Below are 22,504 nucleotides of genomic sequence, written 5' to 3' on the forward strand. Positions count from 1 at the left end.
CTTGCCAAAGGCCACGAAAAGTCCATGTCTGATCCCGTGCTGCCCCAGACCCTCTTTCGTTACGCGGCGCGACCCGCCCATGTCAGCGAGCCCCTGTTGCGTCTTTGGTATGCCGTGTCGGGGGAAACGCCCTGCCGCGACGCCTGGTCCGGTGAGGAGATGGGGGTAACGCGGCGTGACGAAGCGGTGGCCATGGCCCAGATTACGCGGCGCTACCTGCTGATCGCCGGCCTCTTTTTCAGCTATCTATGCGTCTCGCGTCTGTTCCGTGAAATCGGGCTGGATATGGTCATCCTGGCAACGACCGCCGCGGTCACGGCCGTTGCGGCGATTGTCCTTCAGCGGCTCAGCCTGCGCCACCGCGACGATCCACGGCTGCCCGAGATCGGCAGCGCCGTTGTCAATCTGTTGATGATCGCCAATCCGGTGGCCTTCCAACTGGTGCACGTCGACCAGAGCCAGATGAGTAATTTTCTGTTTCTGTTCATTATGTTCGCCATTTCGGGTTCGTCCTTCCGCGTCCTTTTCATCTCCAGCCTGGCGTGCTTTGCCGCCATGACGACCGTGGGCATGGTCAAGATGCCCGAAGTCATGGACGCCTATATTTGGGCCTCGGTTGGTGGCCTTGCCATGGCCCTGGGCATGGGCAGCGTGGTGCGCCTGACCCTCTACCGGGCGGTGCGGGCGCGCGTTGTTGCCGACCGCCTGCGCGAGGAAGCCCAGATGCTGGCCGATTGCGATGTCCTGACCGGCCTGCCCAACCGTCGCAGTTTCTTCCGTGAGTTGGAGCGCAATATTGCCGTTCTGAAGGCGCGCAAGGTTCCGTTCGACCTGGGCCTGATCGATCTGGACGGCTTCAAGGCGATCAACGACCTCTACGGCCACAGCGTCGGTGATCACCTGCTGATCGAGGTTGGCGAGCGCTTGCGCCAGACCTGTGGCATTACGGGTTTTCCGGCGCGTATGGGTGGTGACGAATTCGCCATCATCCTCGCGGGAGCGCGCTCAGATGACGCTTTGAAGGGCTTTGGAGCTCAGCTGTGCGATGCCCTGCGCCAGACCTATCACCTGTCAGGCGTCAACGCCAACATCTCGGGCTCTGTCGGCTTCGTGCACTGCGACGACACGTCAGTGTCAGCCTCGCAGCTTCTCGAACGGGCCGACTACGCACTCTATTACGCCAAGCAGAACCTGCGTGGGGCACCGGTGATCTTCACCGAAAGCCACGAAGCCGAGATGCGCGACTTCAGCGTGGTCGACCAGACCCTGCGCGGGAGCGATCTCGACGCCGAACTGTCGATCGTCTTCCAGCCCCAGGTCGATATTATCGAGAACCGCACGGTCAGCTTCGAAGCCCTCGCCCGGTGGGAAAGCGCGCGTCTGGGCGCCGTGCGGCCGGATATCTTCATCAAGGCGGCGGAACGGTCGGGCCTGATTACCCGGATTACGCAGATCCTGCTGACCAAGGCGCTGAAACATATGGCCGAGTGGCCGGAAGACATGCGCGCCTCGTTTAACCTGTCGGCGCGCGATATCCGCTCGGCGACGGCGATCGCCAATATCCGCGACACCGTGGCCAGAAGCGGAGTCGATCCCCGCCGCATCGAATTCGAGATCACCGAGACCGCCATGCTCACCGACTTCAACCAGGCCTGCGAAGCTCTGGAGCAACTCAAACGCCTCGGATCGCGGATCGCCATTGACGACTTTGGGTCAGGCTATTCCAGCCTAGGTTACCTGCACCGTCTGCCAGTCGACAAGATCAAGATCGACCGCTGTTTCGTGGTGCAACTGGTCAAGCACGGTACGACGTTGAAGATCATCAAGACCATTGTTGATCTGTGCCATAACCTGAACCTGGATTGCGTGGTCGAGGGTGTTGAGACCGAGGCCGAACTTCTGAGTCTGCGGGAGGTCGGGACGCGCTATGTCCAGGGTTACGTCTTTAGCAAACCGATGCCGGCCGATGAAGTGGCGGGGTATCTCGCCGGGCAAAGGGCGCGCATCGCTCTGGCGAGTTGAGGGCATTAAGCGGGAGCGCCCGTGCGGGTGCCACACACTTTATCAGATTGCGCTGTACGCAAGGCCGGACGGTTCAGTTCCCTGTCGTAATTTTCGCCCTGGCCGGCGTCTTCATGCCTTCGCCCAGGTGGAAGCCCGGGTGCGGCGGCTGGTTGTAGGCCGTGTTCTGCCAGGCAATGGCAGCACGGTACTGCGCGTCCTGCATCAGTGTGACCAAGCCGTACTCAGTCGGAATCGCCGTCGAGAAGATGCGTAAGCTCTTGTTGTCCTCACCGCGGAGCACCACCTCTTCGCGCCAGTCGCCGAGGATATCGCCCGACAGGGCGGGCGTTGCCTTGGTGCCGTTATTTGAGGTGAACCCCGTCGCGACCAGCAGCGGCTTGGTGTCCTGGGCGGTCCAGTCCCACTTGGAGACGGTGTTGCCGTCCAGGATTTCGCGCAACAGATCGCCGTCCCACCACACGGCGAAATTCTGCTGGCGTGGGCGTCTTTCCGAAATGACCTGGCCCTTGGCGCTGTACATCTGGCCGCCGTTGGACGCCCAGGCTTCCGAACCCGGATAGCGCGGGTCGACGTCGATGGCGATGCCGCGGCCGGTATCCTTGTCGGTCGGAGTCGTCCACAGGACCGCGCCGGTCTTCGCATCCACCATGGCCGAACCGATGCCGCCGTTGGCGCGGGGGGATTCGTGAACACCGAACCTTTCCAGGCCGGGGTGTTCCGGATCTAGGTCGCCGACATGCAGAGCGTCGCCGTGGAACAGCTTGGCCGTCCACAGCGGCTGGCCAGTGTCGTCCAGCGCCATCGAGCCATAGATGATTTCGTCGCGGCCGTCGGCGTCGACATCGGCGATGCTGAGTTGGTGGTTGCCCTGGCCGCTGAAACCTTCCGGCACGCCGGGCGCCGTCGAATCGAAGGTCCAGCGCGGGGTCAGCTTGCCGTTGCGATAGTCGTAAGCGGCCAGGGTGCTACGGCCGTAATAGCCGCGCGCCATCACAGCCGAAGGCAGGTGCCCATCCAGCCAGGCGACGCCGGCGAGGTAACGTTCCGAACGATTGCCGTAGCCGTCGCCCCAGATCTCCTTTTGGCGCTCCGGCGTGGCGGTATCGCCTTCCGGCACGCGGGTCGGCCAGTAGGGCACGGTATCGACGACCTTGCCCTTGCCGTTGAAGACGCTCAAAAATTCCGGGCCGGACAGAATGCGTCCAACGAACTGGGCCATCAGTTTGCCGTCGCGCTGGACCGAACCGGTACGGTCGCCCTGTTCCAGTTCGCCGTCTTTCGACACCCAGTCGGCAGCCGCATCGCCGATGACCTTGCCGTTGGCGTCTTTGCTGCCGTCGGCGGTCTTGACGATCAACTCAGCCTTGCCGTCGCCGTCATAGTCGGCGACCATGAATTGGGTATAGTGGGCGCCGGCGCGGATGTTGGGGCCTAAGTCGATGCGCCACAGCTTCTTGCCTTCCAAGGTATAGGCATCCAGCAGCACCGGACCGGTATAGCCGGCGCGGCTGTTGTCCTGGGCGTTGGTCGGTTCCCACTTCAGGATGATCTCAAAGTCGCCGTCGCCATCGAGGTCGCCGACGCTGGCGTCGTTGGCGGTGTAGCCATAGGTCTGCCCGTCGGGCGTAGTACCGCCGGCCGGCAGGTCGAGCGGAATGTCGAGCCAGCCATTCTCCCACGGCTTGAAAGTAGCTGTCTTGTGGTTGGCTGCCTTGATCTGGTAGCTGGAGCCGGGAGCCCCGTCGGGATCGAGCCAGTTGCTGACGCCGGAGACGCTCTTGATCTTCTTGCCGTCTCGCCAGATGTCGAACTTCAGGCCTTTGGTGTCGGTGGCCAGCATGCGCCAGCTTACGAGCACACCGGCTTCGCCTTTCACCGCGATAGCGCCGCGGTCGAGCTTTTCCATTTGGCGGAGGGTTTCGGCTGATGCGGCGCCGGCCAGGGCCGTGGCCGTTGTTGCCAACAGCAATGCGCGGAACAGGTTTTTTGCGGACATGATACAGCCTCCCGATATGTGTTCCTGTTTTAAACAGCCTACACCGGGAAATCCGTCACATAAAAATCAAATATGTGCGAAAGGTTTCAAAATCGATCAAAAGCGATAGGCGGGACATCCAACGGCGCCTGGCCAAACCCGCGCAAAGGCTTGTCCACAGACAAGCCAGATAAGCCAGATGGACAGCGCATTTCATCAAACATGGCACCAAGCTTTACCAGGTTTGATTGACGAGCAAAGCTCGTCGAAATACATCAAAAACCCTGAAAAATCGGCGCTTAAGACGCTGTGCATCTGGCTTATCTGGCTTATCTGTGGATAACACTCTTCGATAGAAACGGTTGCCACGGACCGCAGCCGGCTACGACTTCCAGATCGTCTTACCACTGCCGGGCAGGCCCATCTCGGCCCATTTGGCGTTCACCCGGTCGATGATCTCCTGCTCCATATAGAGCTTTTCGCCCCATTCGCGGTGGGTTTCCGGTGGCCACTTGTTGGTGGCGTCAAGGCCGATCTTGGAGCCCAGGCCGCTTTCCGGCGAGGCAAAATCGAGATAGTCGATCGGCGTGTGTTCGACCACCGTAATGTCGCGCGCCGGGTCCATCCGCGTCGACATCGCCCACATGACGTCCTTCCAGTCGCGGGCATTGATGTCGTCGTCGACCACGATGATCCACTTGGTGTACATGAACTGGCGCAGGTACGACCAGGCGCCCATCATCACCCGCTTGGCGTGGCCGGGATAGGCCTTCTTCATCGAGATGACGGCGATCCGGTAGGAACAGCCTTCCGGCGGAAGCCAGAAGTCGACGATTTCCGGAAACTGCTGCTGGATCAGCGGGATAAAGACCTCGTTCAGCGCTTCGCCCAGCACCGAAGGCTCGTCGGGCGGACGGCCGGTAAAGGTCGACAGATAAATCGGGTTCGTGCGGTGAGTGATGGCCGTCACCTGAAACACCGGGAACTTTTCGACGCTGTTGTAATAGCCGGTATGGTCGCCGTAGGGGCCTTCGTCCTCATAGTCGTCGAGCAGGACATGGCCTTCGAGGATGATTTCGGCATGGGCGGGCACTAGCAGAGGCACGGTTTTCGCCTGGACCAGTTCGGCCTTTTCGCCGCGCAGCAGGCCGGCGAACTGGTATTCGCTCAGCGTATCGGGAACGGGCGTCACGGCGGCCAGGATCAGGCCGGGATCGGCTCCCAGCACGGCGGCAGCGGGCAGGGGCTCGCATTTACCGGAGGTCTTCCAGCGGCGGTGGTGTTGCGCCCCGCCGCGGTGGGCCAGCCAGCGCATGAGGGTGCGGTCCTTGCCCAGGACCTGCATGCGGTAGATGCCGAGATTGTAGTCGTCTTCGCGCGATTCCGAAGGGCCCTTGGTGACGATCAGCGGCCAGGTGATCAGCGGCGCCGGCTCCCCGGGCCAGCAGCCCTGGACCGGTAGTGTCGTCAGATCGATCTGGTCGCCGGTCAGCACGACCTCCTGGACCGGGGCGGATTTGATCGTCTTGGGCCGCATGCCCATGATGGTTTTGGCCAGCGGCAGCATGTCCCAGGCATCCTTCAGCCCGCGCGGCGGCTGGGGCTGGCGCAGGAAGGCCAGCAGTTCGCCAACTTCGCGCAGGTCAGACGGTTGTGTGCGCTCCCTGCCGTCGAGCGTCACGCCCATGGCGACCCGTTTGACATTGCCAAACAGGTTGACCAGCACCGGCATGTCGGATTTCGACCCATCGGGGAGGGTAACGTTCTCGAACAGCACGGCTGGGCCTTTTTCGGCCAGCAGACGCAGCTGGATCTCGGTCATTTCGAGATGGGTCGAGACGGGGGTCTTGACCCGCACCAGTTCGCCGGCGGCTTCGAGTTTGGCGATAAAGTCGCGCAGGCTTTTGTAGGCGGCCATGGAATTCTCCCCCTCTCCCCTCGAGAGGGGAGAGGGCAGGGGTGAGGGGCAATTCGGTCGTCGTCACATAAGCCGCGTTTTCAGGTCTGGCAATGGGACGGCGCGTCGCATGGTTGGCGGGAAGGAGGGGACGAAACAAGTCGTGTCTTAACGACGCTGAAAAGCCCCTCACCCGATCGCCCGCGCTTCGCTCGGCTCTCGTCCTCTTCCAGCAAATGGGGAGAGGGAAAAAGGGTTAGCGATTATCCAACTGCGACCGCACGCTAATGCGGCCGACATAGGAGATGCGATAGGGCGATCCATCCTTCGATTCGATCAGGCGACGGTTCTTCAGCTTCTTGAAGACGTTCAGGGTACAATCGTTGAGGACGAAGCCGTCGCGGTTGAAGCAGGTAACGGCGACCAGGCGGCCGTCGTCGCGCTCGGGTCGGATATGACCGCCCTGCGCCAGGACATGCAGAACACGCTGTTCTGCCTTGGAGATATTCATGGGAAATCCGGGATTGAAACCACAACAATCCGCGCAGCGCTCAGGCGGCGCGGCGTTAGTCAGGTCTCGAACTGCGAGACCTTAGTGGTTTCGCACAATCTCCGGCATAGGCATTCCTTAAAGCGTGCCTTCTCTCTACGCCGGACAAAGCCTTTGTCAAGACGCGCCGATGCCTGTTAGCTAGGCACATGGATAGAACGGATATTCTGATTATCGGCGCGCGCACCCTGATCGGCAGGCGCCTGCGCGATCTGGCGCCCGGGGCGATATTCACTTCGCGCCAGGATCTGGCCGGCAACACCGTCTATCTCGATCTCGGGCGTCCCGAAGACTTCCGGCCGGACAAGACCTTCAGCCAGGTGATTATCACTGCGCCTATGTGGCTGGTCAGTGACTCACTTCTCCAACGCCTGCTGTCACTAGGGATGCGGCGGCTTGTGGTCTTTTCCTCGACCAGCGTCTTCACCAAGGAGGTTTCCGACGAGCCGGCGGAACGCGAGGTGGTACAACGCCTGCTGGCCGGAGAGAAGACGGTTACCGATTTCTGCAAGGCCACCGGTGTGGCCGGAACCATCCTGCGCCCGACCCTGATCTATGACGAAGGCCTCGACGACAATGTCAGCCGTATCCGCAATATGATCGAGAAACTGGGTTTCTTCCCTGTATGCGGTCCGGCCTGCGGCCTGCGCCAGCCGGTCCATGCCCGCGACCTGGCCCGCGCGGCGCTGCAGGTCCTGCCGGCAGACGCGACCCACGGCAAGAGCTATAACCTGTCGGGAGGCGACAGCCTGACCTACCGCGAGATGGTGGTGCTGGTGTTCGCCGCGCTCGACCGAAAACCGGCCGTCGTGCCGTTACCGGAATGGGTCTGGCGTCTCGGGTTCGGCGTGCTGCATCTGATCCGGCCGGGCCAGGCGTTGAAACAGAATCTCGCCATGGCGCAGCGTATGAATTGCGATCTATGGTTCGATCATACGCCGGCTAAGCAGGATTTCGGCTACGCGCCCGGGACGTTCAAGCCGGACTTCTAGGCCTCAGACCATACTGCCAATTCGTTGCCCGACGGGTCAGTGAAATGGAATCTATGGCCGCCGGGGAAGCTGAAGATCGGGGCGGTAATCGTGCCGCCGGCGGCTTCGACCGCCGCCAGCGAGGCTTCCAGGTCGTCGCTGTACAAGATGACCAGCGGCTTGGTGGCATTGTCTTGTGCCTGGAAACCGCCATCCAGGCCGGCGTCATCCAACCCTGCATAGGTCGGGCCGTAGTCGATGAACTTCCAGCCGAACGCCTGGCCGTAAAAAGCCTTGTCCGCCTCGGTGCCTGCCGAGGGGAACTCGACATAGTCGATCTTGTGGTGCTGTCTCATGGGATCATCCTCCATACGCTGGCCGGTTTGACTGCGCTGTCTTCGATATCAGGGTTGGTGGCGATGTCGTAGCGGGCGCAACGCTCGAAGCCCTCCGCCGGAAAATAGGTGCGGTGGGGATCGCCGACCCAGACCTCGCAGCCTTGCACCAGGGCGCGGCGCAAAAATGTCAGCATGGCCGCCGTCATCGGCTTCTCGTAGGCGATATCGCCGGCCAGGACGACCTCTACCTCCGGCACATCGCCGTCCAGCAGGTTGCCGGCCGTAAAGGTCAGGTCGACACCGTTGAGCCCGGCATTCATTGCAACGGCCGTTTCGGCGTAAGCATCGATATCGTTGCAGATCACGCTCTGGGCGCCGTTCAGCGCTGCGGCGATCCCGACCAGGCCGGAGCCGCAGGCCAGGTCCAGCACCCGGCGCTCAGACACGATTTCCGGACGATCAAAAACATAGCGCGCCAGGGCCTGACCGCCGGACCAGGCAAAGGCCCAGAACGGCGGGGCCAGACGCTCGCGTACCAGATCGGCCTCGGTCAACAGCCACAGCGGCGTGACTTCGTCAGCCTGGTACAGGGTGATCTGTGGCAGACTGGGGACCGGCAGGGGGCGGGTACTGGCGGCGATAAAGTCCCGCTTTTCGGTGATGCTCACGTTTTTTGGCTCACCGGGCCAGGTCGGCGTCCGGATCGGGGAGGGCGTTCTCGGCGACCGGATCGCCGGCGAACTGGTCGGCGAACTCCGGGTTCAGCACGCCCTTCAGCACGTTTTGCGGCACGCGGATTTCGTAAGGCCCTTCGGCATAGGCGCCGACTTCGGACGGGGCGAACAGGGCGTCGACGGCGCCGACCTTGCCGCTGACGGTTGATGGGATCAGGATCAGCTTGGCCTCGGCGAACTTCGGGCAGCCGCCGCCGAAATCGGCGTGGCTGACCGGATCACCGGCGCGCTTGGAGCGAAGGGCCTCGATCTGCTTGCAGGCATAGGCATCGACCGCGGTCATGTCGGCGCCGTTGACGAACAACCTGCCCGTCGGGATCAGTTCGGATTTCGACTTGTCCCACAACAGGGCCTGGAAGCTATGGCCGGGATGGGCCCCGCCCTGGAAGTCCTCCTCCTCGGCATAGAGCGACACCAGGCGCGGCGACTGGGCGGCAATCTTCCAGTTGATGGAACGGTAATAGGCGGGTACCGGGAAGCCGTCGGCGCTCTGTTCGGCGCGGTCGTCCCTGGCATTGGCCATGAAGGCGTTCAGGGCGGCCTCGCCCTCATTGTAGAGCTGGGTGTGCAGTTCGGGGTAGAGTTTGATCGGTTCGGGCAGGGTCAAGGTGACCTGGGCGTCACCATCGGTCTTGGCGTAGCCCAGGGGGGCCACCGTGGCTGGTGGGCGGTCGCTTTTGGTCTGCTCCTGCGGCTTCTTCTGGCAGGCAACCAAGGCGAGGCAAATCGCCACCGTCGCCCATACACGCTGTTTCGCCACCGTTATCATCGCAAAACCACCTGCGCCAAAACAAGACTCGCCACCCACAACAGGCCCGTCGTGCGATTGGATCTGAACAGGCGCAAGGCCAGGTCGTTATCCTTGAGTCGCAGCTGCACAACTTGCAGGCCAAGATGCCCGGTCACCGCGCAAAGTCCAACAAAAAACAGCGGTTGTGCACCACTGAGCCACGCCCCTGTGGCTGTTAGGACAACCGCCAGGCCATAAAAGAGCGAAATTCCGGTTTTTGCATGTCCGCCCAGCGCCCGGGCGCTGGATTTGACGCCGACAAAGGCGTCGTCTTCGATATCCTGCAAGGCATAGATGGTGTCATAGCCGATGGTCCAAGCGATCAGACCAGCATAAAAGAGCCAGGCGGCCACCGGAACTTCGCCGGCGACGGCAGCCACCGCCATCGGGAATCCCCAGTTGAAGGTGATGCCCAACCAGGCCTGGGGCCACCAGGTGATGCGCTTCATGAAGGGATAGGCGGCGACCAGGCCCAGTGACACGAAGCCCAGGATGATGGCCAGGGTGCCCAGTTGCAGGAGGATACCGAGGCTGATCAGGGAGTTCACGGCAACAAAGAGCAGGGCCTGTTTCGGTTTGATCTGGCCCGACGGAATGGGCCGGCCACGCGTGCGTTCGACCTGGGCGTCGATGTCGCGATCAACAAAATCGTTATAGGCACATCCGGCAGCGCGCATCAGGGCGGCGCCCAGGGCAAACAGCAACAGCTTGTACCAGGGGAACAGTTCCAGCCGCTGGGTGGCGAAGGCCAGACCCATGGCGCCGGGCAGGAAGAGCAGCCAGATGCCGATCGGCCGGTCGAACCGGCCAAGCCTCAACCAAGGGCGCAGGGCAGGGGGCGCATAGCGGTCGACCCAATTGCGGGCGGCGGCATCGGGGAGATGATCGGCGGCGTCGGACATTGCGGTTTCATGGCGGCGCCCGGCCGGATTGTCGAGGGCCTTTTTATGCCCGTCGCTTGATCAGGTTGCTGCGGTCCTTGCGGATTTCGCGGGCCGGGATGACCCGGGCAAAGGGTCGCAGACCGAACAAGCTGTTCTCCATGCCGGTTTCCAGGATGTCGCCGCGCTTGGGCGCCTTGAGGAACAGGTCCTCCATCGGGGTGATGACATACATGCCGTTGGGCACGTAAACCACGACCAGGCCCTCGTTCTTCGGCATGACTTCTGACCAGATCTTGAGCTGGTCGTAATAATGGGGCGTGCGCCAGGCGTCTGGCCGGTCAGGGTCGACATCGACCGCCAGGGTGGTTCCGTTGGGCTCGACGCGCAGCACGAAGCCGCAGAGATCCGGCCGCCACAGCGCCGTCATGTCGTCGTGCTTCAGCCACAGGCATTTGAAATCCTGGCAGATTTGCGGGTGGAGACCCCAGACGCCGCAGCCACCTTCGCGGCGGGTATGGTTGCAGGTTTCGCCGGCTTTCTTGCCCAGGTCGTCGATGTCGTAGACCTTGCAGCACAGGCTGCAGGTACCACAAACCTTGAGATTGGCGCGTTTGGTCGGCCTTGGCTCTTCGTTGCCGTCGCTTCGCGTCGTGGCGGTCATTCTGTCACCTGAGAACTTCTTGTTCAGGCGCGAATCATGACCGGATAGAGTCAATATTCCGTTACTGGTGGGCGGGTTTTGCGGATCTCGGCGCAAGCCGAATCTTCCGAAAGGTGGTCCACAGATTACACAGTTCAGAGGGATTAATACCAATCCACGATGACCTTGACTCATCGTGGATTGGCAAGGGCGACTGCCCGCCCGAGCTTACGCGAGGAGCCATGCGGCGCTTGAGCTGAAAAAATGCGAATACCAAGCGTCATTCTTTATGAGGCTTGGTATAAGACTGGCGCTGCGCGCCCTTAGAGCGGGATGAGTTTTGATGGAATCAAAACCCCGCTCCAAGTTTTTGTTTTGTCGCGCGATTTATCCGAAAACGGGGACGCCCGTGCGGTGGCGTCACACTTTATCGAATTGCGCTCTAGAAATCTGTGAAATCGGTGTAATCTGTGGACACACTTCCTTACTTTTCCAGCGTTCTGCGGCCTTCGATGACGGCGTCGTAGCTGAACACGACGTCCGGGTCAGGGGCAGCGACCTTGGCCGACAGTTCGGGACAGGCCAGTTCGGTGATAACATGGCGCAGGATGTTCTCGCGCGCCTTCTTCTTGCTGTCGGTGGCGACGCAGGTCCACGGCCCGTGCTCATGGTGCGACCGCTTGAGCATATCATCGCGCGCCTGGGAATAGTCGCCCCATTTTTCCTGGGCGACGGCGTCGAGCTCGCTGACCTTGAGCCGTTTTAGCGGATCGGACCGCCGCGCATCGAGACGCTCCTTCTGCTCGTCGCGCGAAATATCCAGCCACAGCTTGATCAGGGTTATGCCGCTGCGGACCAGCATGCTTTCGAAAGCGGGGACATCATGGATGAAGGTCTCCTGCTCTTCGGGCCTGGAGAAGCCCATCACCCGTTCGACCCCGGCGCGGTTGTACCAGGACCGGTTGAACAGCACCCAATCCCCGGCTGTCGGCAACTGCCCGACATAACGCTGAAACCACCAGGCGCCCCGGTCGAACTCGGTCGGCTTGGGCAGGGCGATCACCCGCGTCTTGCGCACCGACAGGACCTCGGTGATCCGCTTGATGGCGCCGTCCTTGCCAGCGGCGTCGCGGCCTTCGAACAGGATGCAGACCTTGTGCCCGGTCTTCATGCTCCAGATCTGGGTATCGACCAGGGCGATCTGCAGCTTTTCCTGGCGGGCCAGGGCCTCTTCGTCGCTCCAAACGGACATTGGGCATCTCCTGAAAAGAGTCGAGCCTGCCGATAATTCCGCTAAAAAATCAAGCGACCAAAAATCAATCTAGCGAATTGTCAGGCTATCCGGCGGCCTTCGACGGACACCAGACGCAGATGTGCCGCCTTGAGCATGCGCCTGGGTTCATAAAGCCGCGACGACACCAGGGTATAGCGGCCCAGCCGGCCGTTCGTGGTTTTGGGGGCTGCCGTCAGCGTCTGGTAGATGCCGACGACCCGATCGATCGCGCTGTCGCGGTTCATCATGGGACACAGACAGATCTCCACCGTCACTGTCTCATTCTGGTACGGTGCTTGCGACGTGTCGTCGGTGATCCACGGGGCTGAAATGGTGAGGATGAGCGGTTGTTCGCGGCGAAGACTCATCTGCAGCGCCGTCCTGACCGTGTTCAGGAACGGCGAACGGAACAGGCCGAGGAAGGAGGTGTCTTTCAGTTCATAGCCGTGCACAGCAACCAGAAAGCTGCCCGACAGGCGAAACCGGTAGGCGGGATCCGACGTTGAGATCATGATCATTTGCGGCACAAGACTTTTCAGTTTTGCCGGGTCGAAGCGGTCACGCGCCGGGGCCTTGTCGGGCCGGGTCTGCAGGCCGCGCCAATAGCTCAGGAATGAAATTGTGCTGGAATGGGGCACTCGTGTCTCCTCGTGACCCCGACGACGCAAGTTCGCTGCCGTTGACGTGCCTGTGCCCGTGACAATCCTGGGATTTTTGTGGACAGCTTTAAGAAAAAGGCAAGTTTGGAACGGTATGGTTCTTGCTTGCACGGCTAGAAAGCCAACAAGGAGCGTTCTATGCGCGCAGTCATCAAAAATTTCGCCTTTGCCGCCGTAAGTCTCGGCATGCTGGCCATGGCCGGTGCAGCCGCTGCCGGCTGCAACAGCGGCTGTGCCCCGCCGCCCCCGGCACATCCGCCGCACAACCCCAAGCCCCCGCATGTTCCGTGCGGCGGTGGCGGCTGCGGTGGTGGTGGTGGCCATCACGGCGGTAACAATGGCGGTGGCAAGACCAACGTCAATGTCAATGTCAATGTGAAGGCCACGGCCACCGCTTCGGGTTCCGGCTCTGGTTCGGGCAGCGGCACCTATTACGGCGGCGGTTACGGCAACTGGTCCCAGACCCCGGGTTATCCGCAAGCTGTTGGTCTGAATGTCGAGACCGGCGCAGCGGCCGCCCGTCTGGAAGCCTATACCGAACAGCAGACCTTCACCAAGACAACCGTCATCCGCGCGACCTGCATCGACGACCGCGGCGCGCCGCATCCGGCCTCACAGGTTTTCGGTGAGCGTGACATCCGCGGCGAATATCGCGGCGAAATCTTCCGCTGCATCGCCGGTACCAAGCTGCAGTGGGTTTATGCCGACTTCAACGGCCAGATCTCCTTCGATCATGGCATATCCAATGACTGCCGCAAGGGCGACGCCCTGTGGTTCGAAGAGGGCCGCCTTACCTGCCGTCCGCAAACCCCGCAACGCAACTGTAATGAACGTTCTTTGCTGCGCCGCTTCGGCGTCGGTGTGAAGGTCCTGACCCTGACTCGTACCGAAACCATCACCAAGCAGCGCGAAGTCGCTGTGGCGCGCGAGGCTTCGTCCTCCAGCTATATGGTGTTCGACGGTGGCGTTGGCGGGTTTGTGCAGTAATCGCGCTCAAGCAGCGAAGCGGTAGCGCAAGTCAAACCTGCGCTCAGGCAGCGAAGCGGTAGCGCAAGTCAATACCAAAAAGTAGCGCGTACAAACTTGAACCCCGCCGGGCAACCGGCGGGGTTTTTGCCGGGGCCAGGGACTCTTCACCCGGCACCCTGCACGCTGAAATCTGAAGGCTCTGACCGGCGCGGAACTCGCGACCGACTTTCATCAGGGTTGCAGGCGCGTGTGAAATAAACTAAACTAAGCGGACTTAGTTTAGGTGCGCCATGAAAGCTGTCAATATTCACGAAGCCAAAACCCATTTGTCGCGTCTGGTCGAGGAGGCTGCGGGCGGAGAGCCTTTTATCATCGCCAAGAACGGCAAGGGCTTGGTGAAGGTTGTGGCATTGACGGTCTCTGATACCACGCCACCGCAGAGAATAGGTATGTTGCAAGGCCGGTACAACATTCCTGACGACTTCGACGCCTTTGCAAAAGACGACATCGAAAAGATGTTCAACGGCGAAGAATGAAGTTTTTGCTCGATACACATCTCGTAGTTTGGGTGACCGTAGCGCCGGAGCGGCTCTCCGTAGAGGCGCGACGGGCCATTTCCGATTTGGACAACGAGCTTTATTTCAGCGCCGTCAACATTTGGGAAATTGCCATAAAGGCAAGTCTGCAAAAGCCAGATTTCAATGTCGATGCAAGGGTCGTCCGCCGCGCCTTGCTGGATGCCGGCTACGTCGAATTACCGGTTTCGGGCGAGCATGCCATCGGCGTCGGGGAGTTACCTTGGCATCATAACGATCCATTCGACCGTCTGCTGCTGGCACAGGCCGCAGCCGAAGGGATACCGTTGATGACTGCCGATGCCATGCTTGCGCGCTACTCGGCCCCCGTATACCTCGTTTGACTACTGCGCCTTCGCCGCCGGCTTGACCTGGATGGTCAGCATCTTGCTCAGGTCGAGATAGGTCACCGCCAGCTTTTGCAGGTCCGCCGCCGAGGTCGTCATCAATTGATTACGGCGACTGCGAATGGCCTCCAGCCGCCGCGGATCGCTCATGGTGCCGGGCAGGACCTGGCTCCAGTAGCCATTGGTCTTCCACTGGTTTTCCAGGCGGTCCAGAACCGGCTTGCGCGCCCGCAACAGTTCGTCCTCGCCGATCGGATTGGCCTTGATATCGGTGACGATGGTCTTCAGCGCCTCAGCGAACGGTTGGGAATCCTCCGGCTTGACCTCGGCGGCGATGCTGACATAGCCGTAACCGGTAAAGGCGTTTGAGGCGAAGCTGCTGGCGTTAGGGCTGTAGGCCAGGGCCTGTTTCTCGCGGACCTCGTCGGTTAGCCGCAGCGACAGCACGTCGGCCAGGACTTCAAGCCCGCGCGCCCGCTTGGTGTCGGCGAAGAAGTCGCCGGTCGGGAAGGCAAAATAGGTCAGGCCCTGGTCCTCACGGCCGCCATGCTGAAACACCTGATTCAGGCCGGTCGCCGGGAATTTGACGGTATCAGAATCCGTGGGTTCGGGCAGGGCGGTGCGCGGTTTCAAGGTCGCGAAGGTGGCGGCAATCTGCGCCTTGGCCTGATCTTCGGTGACATCGCCGACAATGGTGATTTCGACCGGCTGGGACTTGAGCTGGGTATCGATGAGGGCCCTGATCTGGTCGTTGGTGGTGGCGAGGAAATCGGTCTGCGAGGGGATGCCGAAACGTGAATCGTTCGAATGCAGCACCCGGTCGGCGTTCATCTGGAAGACACCGCCTGGCGTCGAGGCCAGGGAGGTGTAATAGTTCGGTACAAACGCCTTCAAACGTTCCCAGGCGTCGGCGCGATAAGCCGAATCGGTGGTGAAGGCCATCAACACCTGCATCTGCAGGGCGAAGTCCTCGCGCGTGGTACCGCCGCGCAGCGTTGTCGAGTCCTCGCCGATATCGAAATCAATGCCGTAGATCCGCCCGTTCAGGCTGTCCTTGATCTCGGTGGCGGTCAGCTGACCCAGCCCGCCCTCTGACAGGCCGTGGGCCGAGGCCTGGAACACGGGCGGCCGGGCAGCCGGCGACAGAGAATCGAGCCCGCCGGCGAAGCGGATGGATATGCCGATCTCGTCTTCCTTGAACTTGGTCGACTTTAGGGTTGCCTTAACGCCGTTGGCATAGGTCAGTTGGACGATGCCCAGATCAGCGATCTCCTCGCGCTTGACGATGGCCGCCGGCGTACCGAAATCGGTATAGGGCCATGGCTTGGTCGCGTCGGCTGCCGCCGCCTGGAACTGGGCCGCCTTGACCTTCTCATAGCTGGCGGTAATCGCCGCCTTGTCAAAATCGCCCAGGGTTTCGGCGCTGCGCCAGATGACCGGGCCGTCGCCGGCGAATAATGGCGCTACCCCGGCATTGACCAGGGCCAGCGTGATCTTCGGTTTCAGCCCGAGGAAGAAGCCGTAGTCCTGCTGCGGCGACGTGAAGACCTGGCCTTCGTGGATCGAACCGGCGATGGCATCGGCAAGGTCGCGGGTGTTGCGGGTGGCGGCGCCCTGCATCGCCGACTTGAAGCCGGCGTCAAAATTGGCCAGAACGCGATCCAGCTCCGGCTGGCTGGCACCGTACAGTTCAAACTGACGCAGCAGGCTATAGGCCTGCTCGAAGGCCGCCTCGGCCTGGCCCGGCTTTGGTGTGACGCTGAGCTGGGTGACTTCAGCCGTATACTTCATGTCGTCATGCCCGACGCCGGCGGCGGCGAAAGCGGTTTGCGGCAGCTTGGCCTGACGTTCGAAGCGCTCGTTCAGGATGGCTGTGCGCACCATGTCAATAAAATCGTCCGAAGCGCTGCCCCAGGTCTGATAGGTCTCCCTGGTCGGCTTTGCCCAGGTCATGGTCATGCCGTCACGCAGCCCGGGCTCGCTGTAGGTGTCGACGGTGACCACGCCCTTGGGCTTGTAGGCGCCGAAATCGGTCAGGCGGATCGCGCCCGGCACGGCGGGGGTCCAATCGGAGAACTTGGCCTTGATCCTGGCTTCGACGGCATCGACATCGAAATCGCCGACGGCGACCAGGGTCGCCTGCTCGGGCCGGTAGAACGCATTATAGTAGTCGACGAAGCTTTCGCGCGGTGCCGTCTTGATGATCTCCGGGGTGCCGATCGGGAAGCGGTCGGCGTATTTCTGGCCGGGGAAGGTGGTCGATGACCATTTCTTGTAATTGTTCATAGCGGGCGTGGCGCGGGCGCGTTCCTCGCCCAGGATGACGCCGCGCTCGTCGTCGACGGCCTTGGTTTCGATCAGCAGGTTGCCGGCGGCTTCGCGCAACAGGAACAGGCCGGTATCGATATCTTCCGCGGCCGCCTTGGGCAGGTCGAGCTGATACACAGTCTCGTCGAAATTGGTGTAGGCATTGGTGTCGGGACCAAACTCCAGGCCATGGCGCTGCAGGATCTTGATCATCTCGCCTTCAGGGACGTTTTTGGAGCCATTGAACGCCATGTGCTCAAGGAAGTGGGCGAGGCCCAGTTGCTTGTCGCTTTCCATCATCGAGCCGGCATTGAAGCGCAGGCGCAGCGAACCCGTCCCCGGAGGCGTGGCATTTTTCATAATGACATAGGTCATGCCGTTGGGCAGCTTGCCGAAGCGCACGGCCGGATCGGGCGGAATGTCCGAGTGGTTGTGCGCGAAGTCGACGCCCTTGGCGGTATCGATCGTCCGGACCTGGAAGGCCGGCTCGGCGGCCCTCACCAGGGACAACGGGGTGAGGGCGGTGGTCGCCAGGGCGACAACCACGAAGGCCCGGGTGGCGAAGGTCGAAATCAGGGTCTTGCGCGACATGTGTATAAGGCTCCGCAGATCAATCTGCGAAGCCTTACGCAAGTTTGCGCCGGAATAAAGGTCAAATCGGCAAGGTTACAGTTTGTTAACAGCCTCATGCCGAAAAGTGCCAGAAAAGTTCTTCCGCACTTTTCGGATAAACATGAGGCGTCAAAGTCAGTTGCCGCCGCCGGTAGCGTAGTAGGTGGCGCTGTTGCCAGTGGCGCGGGCGGTCGAGACGATTGAACGACCGCGCGCGACATTGGCGATCGCATTAGCCGAGACGTCGGAATTGTTGACCTGGTTGTTGTTGACGCCGACATCGGCGCCACATTCCGCGCAGGCATAGCCCAGCGACTGGTTGCCGACGGCGTCGGCGGTCACATAGGCGTCATAACCGACAGCGCCGACGAAAGAGGCTGTGGCGTCCACCCCGCCCGATGACAATTGATCATTGTCGAGGCGCAGATAGATGTCGTTATTGCCCGAAGCCTGGTTGTTGCCGATCGCCATGGCGGTGGCGTGGGCCTCGCCATACTCGTAGGATTCCGTGACGGCCTGGGCCTGAACGGCGCCGGACTGGATCTGGCGGTTGTCGACGACCAGGGAGCCGCCTTCGTTCTGGATGTCGTTGTTGTTGCCAGTGGCCGTGCCCTTGGTGGCGACGATCCACATATTGCCAGCATAGACTTCGGAACGCGCCTGTGTAAAGCCCGACTGCTCCTGGGCGACGGTGTGCTCCTGCGAACCGCGATCGTCGCTGAAGGATCCGTGGTAGTTGCCTTCGGCTGAAGCCGTGTAGACGTTAGGAGAGGGTGAATACTCTATGATGGTCGAGACGTTGGCGCGGGCATCGCTGGTCGAGGTCTGCCATGCGGCAACGTTCAGCCGGCCGTTGGAAACCTGCCAGGCGCTGTGGTTGACAAGGGCGGTGGCATTGCCTTCACCGCTGACGTAGATGGCGTTATTGGGCGCTGTGATGTGTGTCGTCGCGCTGACCGGCCCCGACGTCGCTGTCTGGTGTGTCGTGGCGGTGGTGTCGCCATGGGACGCGACCCAGGAGCTATAGTTGCCGATACCCTGGCTGGCGGCATAGAGCGGCGTCCCCAGCGACAGATATTCGTCGGTCGTGTTCTGGCCGTTGATGGCGACATCTCCCGCCACTTTTCCGCTTACGGTCTGGGTATTGGTCAGCGTTGCGTCGACCGCTTCATTGCCGCCGTGCAACTGGTTGCCGGTGGCATAGGCTTCCGCCCTGGTCAGCCCGTCATTCTGGACCACGTTCAGGGTCTGGCCGGCAAAGATATCGCCGACCGAGTCCTGAAGATTGTCGATGACTTCCTGCGAGAAACTAGTAGCGGGAACCGCCACGGTTACCGCGGCGGCTGCCGCCAGAAGAAACTTCCGTCCAGCGGTTCGGATCGGCGCGCGTACCGGCATTGTTGTTCTCCAGATTGTCATAAGCCGGGGTCAGGCCACCCGTAGCGCCCAGCGTGTCGTTATAAAGAAAGTCGTTGCGGGGATCGAGGCAGACCTCAGGACCCGAAACGCCGTACAGATTGGCCATGAATTCCAGCGTCGCGCGCTCGATCATGGCGCGGACCGCCAGTTGCATCGGCTCAAGGGCGCCCTGACCGCCGGAAATGTCAAACAGGTTGCCATTCAGGATATCGAAGACACCGGCCTTCACTTCGCGGCCGACGATCTGCTTTTGGTAAGAGATGACATCCACGACTTCGAGGGTGCGGGTGTCAACCAGGCGCAGGTCGAGGGCGGCGTTCATGACGTAGGTGCGGCCGTAGAAGAGACCCTTGATACCGCCATCGGCGACTTCGCCGGCATAGGCATCGACACCCGATGACCGGATATTGTAGTTCAGCTCGGTGATGCCGCCGACGATGAAGAAGTCGGAACCGGCGACCTGGCCGGCCATGATCTTGCGATAATCGACCGGCTGGGTCGGATTGGCCTGCGGGGCATCGGTGATAAGCTTGTTGTTGGAGTATTTCAGCTCCATTTCGCCGACCGAAGTGTCGAAACGCTCGACCTGACGGGCGCCGGCCTTGGCCAGGGCCGTCATGGTCATAAGCGAAGCGCCTTGCGTGATTTCGCGGCCGCCTTCCAGCGACACCTTGCCAGTATAGTCGGAGATGCGGCCGACGGCGAGACGTGGGCTGGCCAGGCGGTTATGGCGGGCGTGAGAGCCCAGGCAGACAAGGGCGTCGGAATAGGCGGTGGGATTGGCCGTGACCGGCGCAGCGCCGATCGGCTCCTTGTAATTTCCGGACGAATTGACACCCGGCGTCGTCATACACCCTGTCAGAGCAACGCTCAATGCGGTCAGGCTGACCAGGGCTAGGGCAAAGGTCTTGCCCGGTTTCTTGTGCATTGCATTGGCCATTAGAAGTTCACCTGTCCGGTTAAGTCGTTGGAGGTCGTGCCGGTCGGCGCCGTGGCGGAGCTATTGCCGTTTTTGGCGGTCACGTTACCGTTGTTGACCTGATTGGAATGGACGATCACCGTGTTGTGGTTGCCGTTGACGATGACCTGAAGATTGTTGCCGATGGCGGTGGCGCCGCCGCGCCCGCCGGCACCTGAATAGGTGTCACCAGCGCCCAGCGTCTTCGAATAGGAGAAGACGCTCTGGTCGCTGCCGGTCAGGATCGAACCGTCCAGCAGGACCCGGTTGCCGTTGGCGTCGCGGGTTGACGGATCGACACCGCGCTGTATCTGGTTGCGGCCGATGCCATAGCCGGTTTCGAAGGCCGCCTTCTTGGTCGACATGTTTTGCGCCATGACCGGCGAAGCCAGCAGGGCGGCGCCTGCAAGGGCGAGAATAGCAGCTTTAGTTAACGACATGGCAGACTCCGAAGCTTTTGGCCCGATCACAGGCCGGCGGCCAGCGACAGGGACATCTGAGCAATTCAGGTGCCAATGTGGTTCAGAACCTTAAAGATTGGGTATATTTCCACCAAAATGGCACGCTGAATTCTGTTTTTACTGGAAAAACTGGGATTTTTGACTTGCGCCCCAGGGGTAGAAAAAGCGCATCAGGCGTGCAGGGGGCCCGTTTTGACCCAGGTTTCCCCGAACAGGCGTATCAAAATACGACAACTGATGTGTGGGGCTTGGCAAGGCGATCCGTCCCGGGTCATATGACGTGGCGGATTTGCCAGGAATCATCATGACCGAGACTTCGCCGAGAGAACCCATGTTCACTGCGCCCTTTCAGGCGCTGATCCTGCCGCTGATCTTGCTGGCGCTGTTCGGCGTGGCGCTTGTGCTGAACGCTTCGCAACAGGAGATGCTTGTTGTCGCGTTTGGGCTGAACCCACTCCTGGTTCGTCAGGGGCATGCCGAACTTTTGTTCAGCTACGCTTTTCTGCACGGCGATGTCATTGGAGCTGGCATGAACGCGGCGCTGCTCCTGGCGTTCAGCGTGCCCCTGATGAATGCCTTTGGGCGCGGTTGGCGCGGCTTCATCTCTTTCCTGCTATTGTTCGAACTGCTGGCCGTTGCGGCGGCGCTCGCCTTTTGCCTGCTTTATGTGCGCGACAATGTCACTGTCATCGGCGCCTCGGCGGCCGTGTCAGGCGTGATGGGGGCAGCCGTGCGGTTGCCGTGGCAGCCTCCGGCCCAACGGAAAGAGGGGGAGGTGCTGAAGATCCTGCATCCGCAGGTCCTGGTCCTGACCGCACTTGTGGTCGTATATAATGTCGCCCTGATGTTCATTGGCGATTTCAAAGGCCAGATGGCGTGGGAAAGCCATCTTATGGCCTATGGCATTGGATTGGTCCTGATCGAGCCCTGGTTGCGGCTGTTTCACCGGCAGTACTTCACAGCAAATTGAAGTGTCGGAACTGTCGGTCTTTATTGCTATTTTGTCCGTCTCGCGACAGGCTGCCTCCTTAAAATAATACATCCCGATGGGAGGGTGAGATGCTGATCAATCAGTTGCTGAATGCCAAGGGTCGTCAAGTCTTTACGGTGACTCCTGACGACACTCTGGCGTCCGTTGCTGCGCTTTTGTATACGCGCAAGGTCGGAGCCTTCGTTGTCACCGACCGGGTCGACCGGGTGGTCGGCATTATTTCAGAGCGCGACATTATTCGTGCCATTGCCCAGTCCGGGGGCGACTCGCTGGTCCAACCGGTCAACAAGTTCATGACCAAGGATGTCGTTTCGGCGCATCTGGGCGAAACCGTCGAGACCCTGCTCAGCCGCATGACCGATCGCCGCATTCGTCACCTGCCGGTAATGGAAGGCGTACGGCTGGTCGGCATTGTTTCGATCGGCGATCTGGTCAAGGCGCGCATCGCTGCGTCCGAGCACGAGGCCGAAACGCTGAAGGCCTACATTACAGCCGGGTAGGTAAGCGTAACGTAGTGAAGCGTAGGGAAATGGTTGTGGGGCGACGTTCTTAAGGGCGCGCCAGGGTATCTCATTTATCCCAAAAAGAATCGGGTTCTTCGCGATTTAGAGCTTGCGGGCAGGGCGGTCAGCCACTAGACAGGCGCCTCGCTGCTGTACCCCAGCGGTTCGCGACGACGGCGTTCCTGAGATTTGTAAAAATCAAATTAACGCTTGATGCCGATCCGGAAAGGGACTAATACACGCAACCTTCCGATTCCTGACCGAGTTTTCAGGATTTCCCCTCACCGGGTGATCCTATGGGCTCTGTTGTTTTCGAATTTCAGACGCTTCCAACGAGGCTGTGGAAAACGAAAAAAGTCGGTTGACACGAATTCGGCGCTTCACTAAATAAGCGCCTCCTTGCTGAACCAGCCGGTTCGTTAGTTCAGCTACGGTCTTTGACATTGTGAGAATTGGAAAGGGAAACGCAGGCGGCGGTGGGCTTGCGGGAACGTTGAGATACGTTCCTGTACGACACTGATGTTTGCGGTCTCTTTAATAGACAACCATTCGACTGGGCTTTTTAGCTTGGTCGTGTGGGACTCGTTAATGAACGTAAACTTACGCAGTGATTTAGTCACTGGGTT

At 60.9% G+C, this 22,504-nt stretch carries 21 protein-coding genes; 7 read left to right on the forward strand and 14 right to left on the reverse strand.

Features of this window, described 5'->3' with window-relative positions:
* Window positions 1-24 precede the first annotated feature (24 nt).
* Window positions 25-2,022: a bifunctional diguanylate cyclase/phosphodiesterase gene (locus tag ABAC402_RS37130; protein ID WP_031236007.1), complete on the forward strand. Its 1,998-nt coding sequence runs from the start codon at window positions 25-27 to the stop codon at window positions 2,020-2,022.
* A gap of 73 nt (window positions 2,023-2,095) precedes the next feature.
* On the opposite strand, the gene ABAC402_RS37135 is transcribed toward ABAC402_RS37130, so the two are convergent.
* From ABAC402_RS37135 to ABAC402_RS37145, 3 genes are all read right to left on the reverse strand, one after another.
* Window positions 2,096-4,021, reverse strand: coding sequence for a rhamnogalacturonan lyase (locus ABAC402_RS37135; protein ID WP_023450993.1), 1,926 nt, complete (start codon window positions 4,019-4,021; stop codon window positions 2,096-2,098).
* Between the two features lie 361 nt (window positions 4,022-4,382).
* Complete coding sequence (locus tag ABAC402_RS37140; protein ID WP_023450994.1) at window positions 4,383-5,918, reverse strand: UbiD family decarboxylase; 1,536 nt, start codon at window positions 5,916-5,918, stop codon at window positions 4,383-4,385.
* 235 nt (window positions 5,919-6,153) lie between these two features.
* Complete coding sequence (locus ABAC402_RS37145; protein ID WP_023450995.1) at window positions 6,154-6,408, reverse strand: YjhX family toxin; 255 nt, start codon at window positions 6,406-6,408, stop codon at window positions 6,154-6,156.
* Between the two features lie 188 nt (window positions 6,409-6,596).
* Between ABAC402_RS37145 and ABAC402_RS37150 the strand changes: the two genes are divergently transcribed.
* Window positions 6,597-7,439 carry an NAD(P)-dependent oxidoreductase gene (locus tag ABAC402_RS37150; protein WP_023450996.1) on the forward strand — a complete coding sequence of 281 codons (843 nt, stop codon included), beginning with the start codon at window positions 6,597-6,599 and terminating at the stop codon, window positions 7,437-7,439.
* Here ABAC402_RS37150 and ABAC402_RS37155 read toward each other — a convergent pair.
* The 7 genes from ABAC402_RS37155 to ABAC402_RS37185 form a co-directional block, all read right to left on the reverse strand.
* Complete coding sequence (locus ABAC402_RS37155) at window positions 7,436-7,774, reverse strand: VOC family protein (RefSeq protein ID WP_023450997.1); 339 nt, start codon at window positions 7,772-7,774, stop codon at window positions 7,436-7,438. The two genes, ABAC402_RS37150 and ABAC402_RS37155, sit on opposite strands and share 4 nt — an antisense overlap.
* Window positions 7,771-8,418 carry a methyltransferase gene (locus ABAC402_RS37160; RefSeq protein ID WP_369751413.1) on the reverse strand — a complete coding sequence of 216 codons (648 nt, stop codon included), beginning with the start codon at window positions 8,416-8,418 and terminating at the stop codon, window positions 7,771-7,773. Before ABAC402_RS37160 ends, ABAC402_RS37155 begins: the two co-directional genes overlap by 4 nt.
* Window positions 8,419-8,434: 16 nt before the next feature.
* Complete coding sequence (locus ABAC402_RS37165) at window positions 8,435-9,259, reverse strand: DUF4163 domain-containing protein (RefSeq protein WP_023450999.1); 825 nt, start codon at window positions 9,257-9,259, stop codon at window positions 8,435-8,437.
* Window positions 9,256-10,182, reverse strand: coding sequence for a 4-hydroxybenzoate octaprenyltransferase (gene ubiA, locus ABAC402_RS37170; RefSeq protein ID WP_023451000.1), 927 nt, complete (start codon window positions 10,180-10,182; stop codon window positions 9,256-9,258). Before ubiA ends, ABAC402_RS37165 begins: the two co-directional genes overlap by 4 nt.
* 43 nt (window positions 10,183-10,225) lie before the next feature.
* Complete coding sequence (locus tag ABAC402_RS37175; RefSeq protein ID WP_023451001.1) at window positions 10,226-10,825, reverse strand: hypothetical protein; 600 nt, start codon at window positions 10,823-10,825, stop codon at window positions 10,226-10,228.
* 463 nt (window positions 10,826-11,288) lie between these two features.
* Entirely contained in the window at window positions 11,289-12,056 is a 768-nt protein-coding gene (gene ppk2 / locus ABAC402_RS37180; RefSeq protein ID WP_023451002.1) for a polyphosphate kinase 2, read from the reverse strand.
* An 80-nt stretch (window positions 12,057-12,136) separates the two neighbouring features.
* Entirely contained in the window at window positions 12,137-12,715 is a 579-nt protein-coding gene (locus ABAC402_RS37185) for a PAS domain-containing protein (RefSeq protein ID WP_023451003.1), read from the reverse strand.
* Between the two features lie 159 nt (window positions 12,716-12,874).
* On the opposite strand from ABAC402_RS37185, the gene ABAC402_RS37190 reads away from it, so the two are divergent.
* The 3 genes from ABAC402_RS37190 (at window position 12,875) to ABAC402_RS37200 (ending at window position 14,624) form a co-directional block, all read left to right on the forward strand.
* A complete protein-coding gene (locus tag ABAC402_RS37190; RefSeq protein ID WP_023451004.1) occupies window positions 12,875-13,723 on the forward strand; it encodes a hypothetical protein in 849 nt (282 codons plus the stop codon).
* A 272-nt stretch (window positions 13,724-13,995) separates the two neighbouring features.
* A complete protein-coding gene (locus ABAC402_RS37195) occupies window positions 13,996-14,241 on the forward strand; it encodes a type II toxin-antitoxin system Phd/YefM family antitoxin (RefSeq protein WP_023451005.1) in 246 nt (81 codons plus the stop codon).
* Entirely contained in the window at window positions 14,238-14,624 is a 387-nt protein-coding gene (locus ABAC402_RS37200) for a type II toxin-antitoxin system VapC family toxin (RefSeq protein ID WP_023451006.1), read from the forward strand. Before ABAC402_RS37195 ends, ABAC402_RS37200 begins: the two co-directional genes overlap by 4 nt.
* Here ABAC402_RS37200 and ABAC402_RS37205 read toward each other — a convergent pair whose 3' ends face one another.
* The 4 genes from ABAC402_RS37205 to hfaA all read right to left on the reverse strand — a co-directional run bounded on the left by ABAC402_RS37205 (window position 14,625) and on the right by hfaA (window position 20,363).
* Complete coding sequence (locus tag ABAC402_RS37205) at window positions 14,625-17,525, reverse strand: pitrilysin family protein (protein WP_023451007.1); 2,901 nt, start codon at window positions 17,523-17,525, stop codon at window positions 14,625-14,627.
* Between the two features lie 156 nt (window positions 17,526-17,681).
* Complete coding sequence (hfaD, locus tag ABAC402_RS37210) at window positions 17,682-18,944, reverse strand: holdfast anchor protein HfaD (protein WP_235080042.1); 1,263 nt, start codon at window positions 18,942-18,944, stop codon at window positions 17,682-17,684.
* On the reverse strand, window positions 18,856-19,905 hold the full coding sequence (gene hfaB, locus ABAC402_RS37215) for a holdfast anchoring protein HfaB (RefSeq protein WP_023451009.1): 1,050 nt from the start codon (window positions 19,903-19,905) through the stop codon (window positions 18,856-18,858). The genes hfaD and hfaB overlap by 89 nt, the downstream gene beginning before the upstream one ends.
* Window positions 19,905-20,363, reverse strand: coding sequence for a holdfast anchoring protein HfaA (hfaA, locus tag ABAC402_RS37220; protein WP_023451010.1), 459 nt, complete (start codon window positions 20,361-20,363; stop codon window positions 19,905-19,907). The genes hfaB and hfaA overlap by 1 nt, the downstream gene beginning before the upstream one ends.
* 352 nt (window positions 20,364-20,715) lie before the next feature.
* On the opposite strand from hfaA, the gene ABAC402_RS37225 reads away from it, so the two are divergent.
* Window positions 20,716-21,354 carry a rhomboid family intramembrane serine protease gene (locus ABAC402_RS37225; protein WP_023451011.1) on the forward strand — a complete coding sequence of 213 codons (639 nt, stop codon included), beginning with the start codon at window positions 20,716-20,718 and terminating at the stop codon, window positions 21,352-21,354.
* 89 nt (window positions 21,355-21,443) lie between these two features.
* Window positions 21,444-21,875 (forward strand): CBS domain-containing protein, encoded by a 432-nt coding sequence (locus ABAC402_RS37230; protein WP_023451012.1) that lies wholly within the window; start codon window positions 21,444-21,446, stop codon window positions 21,873-21,875.
* Window positions 21,876-22,504 lie beyond the last annotated feature (629 nt).

The sequence above is a fragment of the Asticcacaulis sp. AC402 genome (assembly GCF_000495835.1).
Taxonomy (GTDB): Bacteria; Pseudomonadota; Alphaproteobacteria; order Caulobacterales; family Caulobacteraceae; genus Asticcacaulis.